Genomic DNA, 8,310 nt, shown 5'->3' with positions numbered 1-8,310 from the left:
GACCAGCGAATTCGATTAGAGAGTCCGAATAATTCTTCTAGGAATTGGTCGGTATTATCGGACCAGCGAATGCGATTGGAGAGTCCGAATAATTCTTCTAGGGAGACTTTATCATCTTGTTCGTCACCCTCACTCCAAATTAAGGTGCGATCGCCTAATCCGGCAAAGTCTTGTTGCAGCAATCCGGCATCTTCCGCCCACCGCAACCGATTGGAAAGTCCAAACAACTCTTCCAAATTCATCTCGCTATCATCGGACCAGCGAATCCGATTGGACAGTCCAAATAATCCTTCTAAAAACTGTTCCGGGTCCTCAGACCAACGAATCCGATTAGAGAGGCCAAATAACTCATTCCAGGACAGTTCGCCCTCATCGGACCAGCGAATCCGATTGGACAGTCCAAATAACTCGGTCCAGGACATCTCCTCATTCATCCACCGCAGACGGTTAGAGAGTCCAAATAAGTCTTGAATTGATTCAACTGGCCCATCAGAGAAATGAATCCGGTTAGATGTTCCAAAGGTGGTTTCTACCTGGGCAAAAACTGGTTCTCCCCCAGTTTCTTCGATGTCATTCAAATCTAGGTTTAAGCCATTCTCTGCGGCATATTTAAACCGTTCAATCAAATCAGGATGCTGTTGCTGGACCCTATCATCCACAATGGCAATTACTACTCCTTTTCCCGTAGACCAATCCCAGGCATTAATGGCATTTACTCCTTCACTGGTGTTGCCATTGACTTCGCTGGTGTCATGTAAGTGCCATTGGTCTTTTAGTAAAGACTCATCGGGGGTAAATTGAGGTTTTTTCAGTTCAATTGGAACGAGGGGATAGGCAAAGTCACCGCCGACTAAATCGGCTAATCGTTGTTGCACTTCTTGGGCGCTAATCGCTTCGGGGAACTTCCAAATATAGGTATGATCAATCTGTCCGGTTCCCTGGATTAAATCTGCCCCTAAAAGTGTGGCGATTTGCGAGACTTGAATATAAGGATTGGGGGCAAACCAAATCACCCACTCGGTTTGTGCTTCCAGGAGTTCGGGGTCATAGTTGTTTAAATTTTTCAGCCCGTTCAACGGCATATCTGACCGGATCTGATAAGTCAGCAGTCAGGGGGTATTCGAGTAAATCATTGGCGGCAGCAACGGCTAATTCGGCATAACCCACGATAGATTGTCCGAGTTTTAAATCCCGCCAATCCTTTTTAAAGAGGCCCTCTTCTAAGAGGCGATCGAGATGCAATGCTTCAGCTTTAGCCCCCCGGACTTGGAAAATAATATCATTATAATCTTGGTCAGAATTATGATTAACAATTCTGATATCTTCTAGGGCAAAGGTATGTCCATCCCCGCGAACATCCGCCATTTGAAACACATTCATGTCTACAACTTGGCTAAATTGTTCAATATTCGCGGTATTCTCAAAACCCATGAAAAATATCGGCTTTTTCGCTTCCCCCAGTTGCGGATTTTCCAACAGTTCGGCAACGGAACCATTGGGGACTAACATTAAGCCAAAGGTATCTCCAGGACGCATTTGAAATGATTTAACCCCTAAATATTCCCCTCGATTATAATCCGGTTCTCCTAATTCTCCATGAAATCTTGCTCCTTCTTGGTCATCGGAAATGACCACATAACCCTCTTCAGAATTGCTCAAGGCGCGACGGGCGGCTTCTTTGACAAATTCAGTCCAATTGAGTTGATTGGGTTCCAGTTCGGCAAGGCTAAATATTGCCAATTCCCCTTGACTATAGCCACCGCCATCAAATAAATTGTCAAATGTGACTTGGCCGCTGGGGTCAGTAATTGTAAAGAATCCTGATTGATATTCAAGGGTTTCTTCAAGGGAAGAGTCGCTAGAATCGGTTAGGCTTTCACTGTTATGATGGGTTACCAATAAGGGGGTTGCTTCTATTTCTGCTGTCTCTTCACCGCCGGTTAGACTATCATATTCACCTAGGGCAGATTCACTCCCTAATAGGGTATCATGGTCTGTTATCAAACTTTCTGATTTCAGTTCATCAGTTCCCAATGACTGTAGAGAATTGTCCGAGTCAGAACCGAGGATAAAATTGGTTTCGACGGTAATCTGGTCAACGGTTTGTTTTAATTGAGTCTCGGTTTCCTCCTGGTTAGAATTTAGGGAGGGGTCATCTACTTCTAGGGGTTCGTTGTCTATCAAGGGCGCGATCGCCTCATGCTCTTTATCCCCACTATCTAATTCAGAGAGAGTATTGCTCTGATTCTCTTCCAATAAAAGACCGTCAAAACTTCCTGACTCATTCCAAAGTAAATTATCCGACATCATTGTTATCCTATGCACTCTTGGTTTTTGTTCAACTACTCAACGGTTTCCTGACTGTTCAAACTTGACTTTGCCCCGACTCTGGAATAAATGCTCTTGGGGTTAATTGGATTCAATTGATAGTTATTGGCAATAAAGCTCAATTTTTCACAGGCAAAAATTTTGCCTCAATCTTCAAGAGCGACTGCCATTTATAGCGGTTCCCACCGTTATTCGCGTACATCTTGGGAGTGCGTTCGCGTAGCGTGTGCGTCAGCACACGCTACGCGAACGCACTCCTCTAAATATCTGTACGCGAATGAGTCCAGGAACCGCTATATTTCAGAACGGCTGTCTTCAGACCAATCCTCCTGATCTATTTCTTTCTCTAGGGGGATGGGGGGTGTTTTATGCGAATCCCGGCCATCTTTACCAAAACTTTATATTAGGTCCCGAAAATTAGGCAGACAAAAACTGATTGATAGGAAGCAAAACCGCCTAAAATGGCAGATTTGAGGGTATTCTGACCCTACAGAAACAGCGCAACAGACAAGGATTCATGGGGCCGCTATCTTTACCCAAACTTTACATTAACCCCAAAAAAGCGATGCCCGATCGCCAGATAGGGTGCCCTGGGAGTCGCGACAGGAATAGATAGAGAGGACAAAAGACGAAGGACAACGAACCCCTGTGCATAATTTCCGAGGAATTCACCTAATAATCATTTAGAAGGCAATCATGGTATCTCAGTCTAGGCCGTTTAGATCGTTCGTTATTGTTTTGAGGTTCCGATTATGTCCACTTTCTCTCCCGTCGAAACACCTTACCTCTCCGCTTTAGAAAAAGGCATCATTGATGAGGTCAACCGCGCCCGAACTAACCCCAGTGCCTATGCTGCCTATTTAGAAGGGATCCGAAACTCTCTAAGTACCATAGAAGGGCCGAGTGTAATCACGGAAACTATTCAATTCCTGCGATCGCAAGCGCCATTAGCGCCTTTGGAATTGTCTCAAGGGATGACAATGGCAGCGCGCGATCAAGTCAATGATACCGGTCCTCAAGGGTTAACGGGACATCAAGGCACCGATGGGAGCACGATGAGCGATCGCCTGGAACGGTATGGAACTTGGCAAACTGCTGCCGCAGAAAATATCAGTTACGGCAAAAAAACCGCTCGCGATGTCGTCTTACAACTGCTGATTGATGACAATGTTTCCAGTCGCGGTCACCGAACTAACATTTTCAATCCCCAACACCGATTTATTGGGATTGATAGCGGACCTCACCGCCAATGGGGAACAATGGCGGTGATGACGTTAGCGGGCAATTATACATCCGCCAGTTCTCTGCCGACCCTACCCTCAGCGGTCCCTGATGCTCAGATGGCCTTTAATCCCAGTCGGGGAACTCCAGAAATCGCCACTCCCTCCGGCGTCACGGATTTTACGAATCTCGGCGAGTTTTTTACCCTATCGGATAACAGCGATCGCATTAATTTAGCGGACTGGCCCGATGCAATGGGAAAATCCGTCTTAGCTTTAAATGGCAATGATACAGTGTTCGGAACCACCGGCAATGATGAGATCAATGGGAACCGGGGAAATGATGATATCCGAGGGGGAAGTGATAACGATTACATCCGAGGGGGTAAAGATTTTGATGTGATTTGGGGTGAGGATGGCAATGATATCCTCAATGGCAATAATAATGACGATACCGTATATGGCGGTGCCGGGGATGACATTGTAAGAGGGGGAAAAAATAATGATATTCTGTTCGGTGAATCTGGGAATGATTTCCTAGTTGGAGATTTTGGACAAGATAGTTTAATTGGTGGTTTGGGAAGTGATATTTTTGTGCTGCGATCCGACAGTCAGGATGGATTCAAAAATACATCCAGTTTCGTGACAGAAGTGGATATTATTGCGGATTTTAATCCCAATGAAGGCGATCGCATTGGCTTAAATAATGGCTTATCCTTCTCAAATTTAACCTTTGAAGAACTGGATATCGCCGTCAATGGAGCATCCCAACAAGCGATCGCCCTCCGCATCGGTGCCACTGGGGACTATTTGGGACTGGTACTCAATGTTGGTTCCAGCGCACTCCAAGTTCCGGATAACTTTGTCACCGCTGATCAACGGTTAATGTTGGGGTGATTTGATATCAGGCACCATTCTCAACACCAGTGGGGGTTAAAACCCCCGCCGGTTGTCGCAACCCCCGCTTTTTCCGGTTGAGAATGAGAAATATTTATGGGGTTCGTGCATAATTTTTGGAATTCTTCCCACTGATATCAATAGAACGGAAAAGCGGCGTTGAAACTCAAGGGATTCCCTGAGCTTTTAACGGCCCGTGATTTTCTAAAACGCAAATCTTGCGAACTTGAACCAATCCCTTGAGCGGATTGAGTTCAAATCTATTGTGGGTAAGAACAGAACAATGAACGATTCACTATTTCTCAACTTTCTTTTCCTGGGTTTAATCGTAATGGGCCAACCCACTTCAAGTTTAGAGGTTAACTCTGCTGCTTTAGGCTCCAAAATCGGGCTAATTAAACCGGAAATTAGCACAGCAGAAACGTCCTCAGAAATTTGCATTGATGACAAGGGAAATAAATATCATTGCCCTTCATTCCATGAACCCACTGGGTTTTTCTAGGAGAGATAGAGAGCGATCGGTTAATTCTGGGGGAGTTGAATTTCCGATAACCGATGTTTTGCCATGCCTAACCATAAATGTTCCTCGGGTTTATGGGGGTTAGCAAGAATTTGGAACTGTTCCCAGAGGGCGACCGCCTCGGGGAACTGCCCTAAATTCTCGCGCACTTGTGCCAATAAACAATAGGGAGATGCATAATTCTGGTGTAAATTTAGGGCCATTTCCAGAGATTCTAATGCCTCCACCTCTCGACCTAATTTCAGTTGAGACCACCCCAGGTTTTTGTAGAGTGCAAATTTGTCCCTATCCTGAGTCGCCAATTGTAATCCCCGGGTGAAAAAATGGAGGGCGGTGTGATCATCTTCATCCACCTTAATGGAGATAGAACCCAGTTGATTATAAGCGGCAGGAGACCCTAATCTGGCTGCTTTTTGATACTGCGATCGCGCACAGTCATAATCCAGCACATCTTCACAGGACCAAGCCTTATTATAATATACCTTCGGATTATAGGGGTCTAAAACCCAAGCTAAATCCAGCTTTTTCCAGTAGTTCGATAAATCTCCTATCCCATAACTATCTATCCCACTATTATTCAATCGAGTTGCCAAATTTGGGGCGATTTGTTGCCAACTAATCGTACCCAGACTCGCCAGGATAATTCCAGTCACCAACTTGACCGAATAACTCGCCCTAAAATGCCCTCGCTTCTCGGGAATTTGCAGCGGTGGCGACAACTGAGATACCCGTGACGGTTCCCTGGATTTTCCCCGTAAATCCGCCCAACTTGGCGGCATCATCGTTGGATTTTGACAAATCACCGGCAACCAACTCGCACAGGGAAATTCTCCTTCTAACCCCTCCAATCTTTCCCGCGCTTCTCGCATCGCTAAATAGAAAGATTCCCCTCGGGAAAACGCCGCCAGAAAATACTGTAAAAAGCGTTGAGCTACCGAGTCCGGAACGGGTTCCCGCATTACCACCGTCTGGGGAATATTTAACTCCGCCAATTCCCGTGCTAATCCTAACCCATCACAAGAGTTAAAAATAGCAATTTGCAATCCTCGGGCCACGGCTTTAGTTAACCCATATTTTAACGCTTCTAGGGTTAAACTGTCCCGGGGGTTAATATAAATCCGGCCCCTATCCCCTTGGGTTTCACTATGTCCAGCAAAAAAGAGAATATCCCAGGATTCTTCCCACAGGCGATCGCTCAGTTCTTGAGGCGTTGGTTCAACCAGAAACGTCACCGCCGCATCGGGTAAGTTTTCCAGAACCAGTCGGTCAAGTTCGATATCAATGCCTTCTTGATGTCCCAGAATCGCGAGGATTTTTACCGAATCTTGAGCCAATTTCAAACAATCCACTCGTTTCGCACTGGGGGAACTGAGCGCCAGTTCCGTTTTAGGATAGTGTTCAAAAAAATCCCATAAATGCCAAGGCAACTTTTGGACAAAAGACTGATTACTGCGAATCAAAACCCGCACAATTTCAGTCCGAGTTAATTCTTCCCGCAGAGTTTTATCCATGGGTAAAAATTCTGGGGAAGTCATCCAATCTTGGAAGCAGTCGCCCAAAATTTTGGCGGCATCTCGACATTCTTGGACCCGTTGAACCATCGATCCATTATAAATAATTTGTTTCGCCTTCTGTCCTCGCAAGGTGTCAATATTGCGATATTTCGCTTCCCACTGCTGCAAGCTCATCGGCAAATCCGGTGCTGGGGGTAATTTTCCCTGGAGTTCTATCGAAGGGCGATCGCCTTCTGTCCCAATTTCTAACGTCACATGAAACCCCTGGCGATGGAAATCCCCCTCTAGCTGAATCACCACTAATTTAGCCATATTTAGTCCCCCCAGACATGAACCGTAATTTAGATGATAAACGCTTCCGTAACGCTAACATCCCCCAACTCTAGTTTAATACTAAACTGGTCTCCCGGTTCACCACTAAAATTGAGTTGAATATTTTTCGTACTGCGCGCTTGTGCCTGCATCACAGAGACTTCGGAACTATCCAAAACCATCACCTGCAAATCCTGGGGTAAATGAGTTTTTTCTCCAATGGGATAGACTTCCACCCAAATATCCATTTCTGGGGGATTTGTGGGTCTCATTCCGACCAATAAAGCCACCGAATCGCCAGTTGAGTTAAAATCCAGTAACTTTCCTCTCTTAACCCCAGTTTGAATCGTTCTAAACTGTAAAGCTAATTCTAATTGAGGAACCTCTAACAATTCTTCAACTCGTTGCCATCCCGCATCCCAACTTTTATGCAACCATTGAGACAGATGAATTCGTTGAGTTGAGGGCATGGCATGAAGGCGATCGAGAAACCGTTCTAAGCCCTGAAACTGGGATAAGGGAAAATGATTGCTGGAAATGGTTTCTGCAAAACCCAGTAATTTTCCTTGGGTCCGAGATGGATTAATTTCCACAGCAATATAGCCGATTCTCTCTGACATAACCTCTGGAGGAACTTCCACGAATTCAGCATCAACCGGAACCGGGAGGCATTCGATTTTTCCCCCATTCGCCAACTGTAAATCGGCAATATCCAGTAAACTTTGCAGGAGGGGATTCCAACTATCACTAGCAGTTAACTGGGTGGGGATACCTAAACATTGACAATAATAATCAACCGCCAGCACTGCCAAGGTATTCTGATATACTTGGTCGGCTTTCGCCTCAGTTAAGTGCTGCTGACTAAACTGTTGAGCCATTTGGCGGTATTTTTGGATCAACGAAGTCGTAAAAGTGAGTTGCTCGATGTTCATTTCCATAGTTTCACTTAACTTGAGTCGGGTTATTCATCAATAAAGAGAGTCTGAATCGGGGCCGAAAGTTCCTTTAAAGAACGTTGATAAAAACAACTGAGTGTGGAAACCGTAACCTTTAAATCAACCGCGATGGTTTTCCATTTGATGCCGGCCAATCGAGCTAAAGCAATCTGTTTAAAGTTGACATCGGGTCGATTTTTTAAATGGGTGCGTTGAAAGAGTCCCGTCCTATCCTCTTCAATGTATTGTTGAAGAAGCTGGGATGGAAATAGTTGGGTTTCCGGTTGGGGGATTAATTCGACCTCCGAACTCGACAGGGAGCGATCGCCCTTTTTGCCGACAATAATTTTAATCCCTTCAATGATAAATCGCTTATCCATTAGATAATTGACCCAAGTCATCACCGAACCCCGTCCCGAGTCATAGCGATCGATATTCTCACAAACAAACAACCATAACAAAGAGAGGGCCTCAGCATAAATTTCCTCATACACCGCGATAAATTCACCTTTACGGGGACGGGATAGTTTCCCAGAACAGGCGATCGCCTCCACTAACTTTGTTAAAGCCATCTGCCGTTCCCG

7 protein-coding genes are annotated in these 8,310 nt (G+C 45.4%); 2 read left to right on the top strand and 5 right to left on the bottom strand.

Annotated elements, in window-relative coordinates; all coding sequences use genetic code 11:
- On the bottom strand, nt 1-1,082 hold a 1,082-nt coding region (locus tag J0895_RS02950; protein WP_207086641.1), incomplete at its 3' end, for a S8/S53 family peptidase.
- Nucleotides 1,045-2,310: a DUF4114 domain-containing protein gene (locus J0895_RS02945; RefSeq protein ID WP_207086640.1), complete on the bottom strand. Its 1,266-nt coding sequence runs from the start codon at nt 2,308-2,310 to the stop codon at nt 1,045-1,047. The genes J0895_RS02950 and J0895_RS02945, both read right to left, overlap by 38 nt.
- A gap of 770 nt (nt 2,311-3,080) precedes the next feature.
- On the opposite strand from J0895_RS02945, the gene J0895_RS02940 reads away from it, so the two are divergent.
- Together J0895_RS02940 and J0895_RS02935 are read left to right on the top strand one after the other, a co-directional pair.
- Nucleotides 3,081-4,445: a CAP domain-containing protein gene (locus J0895_RS02940; RefSeq protein ID WP_207086639.1), complete on the top strand. Its 1,365-nt coding sequence runs from the start codon at nt 3,081-3,083 to the stop codon at nt 4,443-4,445.
- A gap of 283 nt (nt 4,446-4,728) precedes the next feature.
- Nucleotides 4,729-4,947: a hypothetical protein gene (locus tag J0895_RS02935; protein WP_207086638.1), complete on the top strand. Its 219-nt coding sequence runs from the start codon at nt 4,729-4,731 to the stop codon at nt 4,945-4,947.
- Nucleotides 4,948-4,967: 20 nt separating this feature from the next.
- Here the strand turns inward: J0895_RS02935 and J0895_RS02930 are convergent, their stop codons facing one another.
- The 3 genes from J0895_RS02930 to J0895_RS02920 form a co-directional block, all read right to left on the bottom strand.
- Nucleotides 4,968-6,791 (bottom strand): CHAT domain-containing tetratricopeptide repeat protein, encoded by a 1,824-nt coding sequence (locus tag J0895_RS02930; protein ID WP_207086637.1) that lies wholly within the window; start codon nt 6,789-6,791, stop codon nt 4,968-4,970.
- 29 nt (nt 6,792-6,820) lie between these two features.
- Entirely contained in the window at nt 6,821-7,729 is a 909-nt protein-coding gene (locus J0895_RS02925) for a DUF1822 family protein (RefSeq protein WP_207086636.1), read from the bottom strand.
- 23 nt (nt 7,730-7,752) lie between these two features.
- A partial coding sequence (locus J0895_RS02920; protein ID WP_207086635.1) for a hypothetical protein occupies nt 7,753-8,310 on the bottom strand: 558 nt, incomplete at its 5' end.

Origin of the sequence: Phormidium pseudopriestleyi FRX01, from assembly GCF_017313335.1 — a bacterium.
Classification (GTDB): Bacteria; Cyanobacteriota; Cyanobacteriia; order Cyanobacteriales; family Laspinemataceae; genus Laspinema; species Laspinema pseudopriestleyi.
The sequence above is the reverse complement of the archived record's forward strand: the minus strand, read 5'-3'. Positions and strand labels throughout refer to the sequence as shown.